The 315-nt window shown below is 39.7% G+C and carries 1 protein-coding gene; it reads left to right on the top strand.

Annotated elements, in window-relative coordinates:
* Window positions 1-315, top strand: a 315-nt coding sequence (locus ACFINO_RS10810) for an HRDC domain-containing protein (protein WP_375655849.1), incomplete at both ends; no start/stop codon positions are given.

Here is a 315-nt window from a genome sequence, read left to right as displayed (position 1 = left end):
AAAACCGCGTGAACTTGCCGTATTACAAAAAATAGCAGCGTGGCGTGAACGTAAAGCACGACAATATAATATTCCACGTCGCCATATCATAAAAGATGAATGTCTTATTGAAATTGCCATCCAACAACCAAAAGATGAAGCTGACTTGAAACGTTTGCGCAGTCTGAACAAAAATTGGGATAAATTCTCAATTGCACACACATTAATCAAAGCTGTCCACGAGGGCTTAGAGGTTGATCTTGCGACTTTACCCGCTCTTCCGAAACATAATCCACTTAATGAAACATCATCTGCCGTTATCGATCTTCTTAAAGT

This window comes from Bartonella sp. AA83SXKL, assembly GCF_042196965.1.
Classification (GTDB): domain Bacteria; phylum Pseudomonadota; class Alphaproteobacteria; order Rhizobiales; family Rhizobiaceae; genus Bartonella.
This window is presented reverse-complemented; position numbering and strand designations above follow the sequence as displayed.